Annotated in this window: 1 protein-coding gene and 1 pseudogene; both read left to right on the top strand. The window is 51.6% G+C overall.

Translation table 11 applies throughout. The features are described from left to right. Window positions 1–205 (top strand): annotated as a pseudogene (locus ACFI32_RS14725) (type VI immunity family protein); the annotation flags it as partial. 226 nt (window positions 206–431) lie between these two features. Then, the coding region (locus ACFI32_RS14720) for a contractile injection system protein, VgrG/Pvc8 family (RefSeq protein WP_462627377.1) at window positions 432–2,908 on the top strand (2,477 nt) is incomplete at its 3' end.

The following is a 2,908-nucleotide window of genomic DNA, read 5'->3' as shown; positions in this document are numbered from 1 at the left end:
TGGTCGCTATCGCTATGAAGAAGAGTACGATCACATCAGAGATCATCCAGTATATTTTGCAAAACCTTATGAAAGAGCTGAAGACCTTCGACAGTATGTAGTCCTGCTCAAAGGTGATATTGCGCCCTACTTTATTAAAATGGATCAACATGGGCATACAGAAGCAAGAGTATCGATAACATGGACGTTGTTTGAAGTATTCTAAGCTTGATGTGCAATCTTTCTTTAACACCAAAAGCGCTGTGGGTGACACCCTAAAGGAACCACGCCGCAGCCACCATCATCCAACCAAATGAAGTTTGACAGAAAATGTGAGCACTTCACTTGACAATAATCCAATACTGCCTATAATTTTCTAAGCAAATTCTTTAGAACTCCTTATTCAACCAGCCGTTTATACCTTCTATATAGCGGTGACGGAAGCCACCTTTATGTCCTCCCAAACTGCTCGTCTGCACCAACTTACCGTTGGTCGTGATTTTTCAGCAACTGCCAGTTTATATCCCACCGCTTTTGTATGGTCGAACGGTATCGACCAAGCCAACCACGCTTGTATACTTGTGTTCAGTTACCACTTCTTAGATGCAGCAGCATGCTTGTCTTTGCTTGGCGCGCCCATTGGCTTGACCACGCTTTCTGCCACTCGCTCCCCCACCACCAGAACAGGCATCGTTGAGAGTATCACCTATCAGCATTCAGACGGCGCACTGCATTTTTATAATGTCGGTGTGGTCTCACCTGATTGGCTACTCACCCAGTCATTGCATACCCGCAGCTTTCGCCAGCAGTCCTGTTTGGACATCATCAGTCAAATACTCTCAGACTACGATTTTGAGTGGCAAGCGACAGAGCAAGTATTGGCCATGCCTGTCATGCAGTCAGTATTGCCACTGCGCACCCAGTCCAACATCAGCGACTGGGATTTTATCACAGGCTTACTGGCTGACGTCGGTATCTCCACCTATTGGGTATCAGGCAACGACACTGCCCAGCTGGGACATTGGCTACTCACCCATGACGGCGTATCAGATAACAGCGATGCGGCGGCGCTACACTATCATTATGCTCAGTCCTCCGTACAATCTGGGCAAGACAGTGTCGACGAGCTGCAACTGGTCACCAAACAGCTCGGTAGCCGCAGCGTTATCGTCCGTGCTGACGGATTATCATCAGATACCATCTATGATGGCATGGCCACTGATGAGTCTGGACTGTGTGTGAACGACACCACCGTTCTGATCGGAACCCCTTCACGAATAGGCAACGACGAGGCCGCCATGCAGCTGGCCAAACAATGGGTAGCGGCCAATCACTGTCGGCGTGTGCACTATCAGGCAGCAGGTGCCATGCGTGGTATCCATATCGGTAGTCGCATCAGTATTCATGGCTTGCCTGTTATTGACCATATCAATACCCATTGCCTATCCACCACCTACATCGGTATTGAGCCTGATAGTGACAGCGTCTCCTACCAGTACCAAGCCATGATCCAAGACTGGCTAGAGCAGCAACCCCTCTCAGACAATGTGCCAAGCCATGCTTATGACACCGCGCGCTTAACAGGCGTATGGGTAAGTGCAACGCTACTTGAGGCGACCATTCCATACAGCCCCTACCCCAGCAGCTTGTCGTTAGCCAGTAGCACCTATACAGGTCTGACCCAAGCGCGTACGGGTGAACACACCAACCCAAGCTATGATGCCAGCATCAGTGATGACATCCTACAACAAACCCCAACCACCCCCGTCTACGCCGGCATCAGCCCGCATGATGATGGCAGTACCCCGCCCCTGCGTACTCTGCAACTGTCATCAGGGAGTAGCCATGGCTGGCAGTTTGCCCCGCGGCAAGGTCAGCCCGTGCTCCTCAATCACTGGTATGGTGACATCGACAGTCCCGTCATCAGCCGTGCCCTCTATGATGGTATCGGTATGGGGGATCATGATGACAAAGATGTCAGCAAAGGTGCGATGGACCTCGCTCATCGTCACAATGCTCAAGGCGGCACCTCGCCCAGATGGCATGGTGCAGGACTTGCCCACTCACAAATCAATCAAGATGACAGCCATAGCGGCTGGATATCCGGTATTGCTCAGTATGGCTTAACAAACAGCTCTGAGGTCGCACTCAGCTTTGATGATACCCCAAACCAGATCGGCCTATGGTGGAGCGTCAACACTAAGCAGCGCGCTGATGCCATGAGCCCGACCACCACCGATATCGCCACCTTTGCCCCGCAGCAGCATGTCATTGAGCTTGGCGTACTGCGTCACCGCTTTAGCAACCATCAATCGGCAGACAGTGGTCACGGGTTTAAAGTGGCCTCAGACAACAGCGTACAAATGGCCGGACAACAAGGCGTGCTACTCTCCACCTTTGGCATTCGCCATAGCCAAGCTGAGCACGAGTCCGCTTGGGTCAATGATGCCGGACAGCAGCAACTGAAACTGGGCGCTGAGCTATCGACTACCTACCAAGAGGCCAAGCAAGCGCACTTGCAAGACCCAAACCCGCTACAATCTGCCCATCACGCCCTCACTACCTTTCAAACAAAGGCACAAGTCATCGATGAGACGATAAACACAGAAACCCTTGGCGCCTCTGATGTGCTGATGGTCAGCCGTGACAGTATCCTCGCCTCAAGTAGCAATACCTTGTGGACGGCCAATACCATCATCCGTCAATCTGGTAGCACTCAATCCGATATGGTAGCAGGCAACTATCACGTTGCGGCCAATACCATCGAGTCGTTATCTGGCGTTGGTGGACAGGCGGACAAATCAGGCTGGCATATGAGTGCCAATACCAAAGCAGTAGCGATACAGGCGCAAGGCGGTGAATTGCAGCTGCATAGTCAAGATGTGATGACGATTGGCAGTGAGGCAGGACAAGTCAATCTGGCAAGTCC

The organism is Psychrobacter sp. PSi21, from assembly GCF_054960615.1.
The sequence above is the reverse complement of the archived record's forward strand: the minus strand, read 5'-3'. Positions and strand labels throughout refer to the sequence as shown.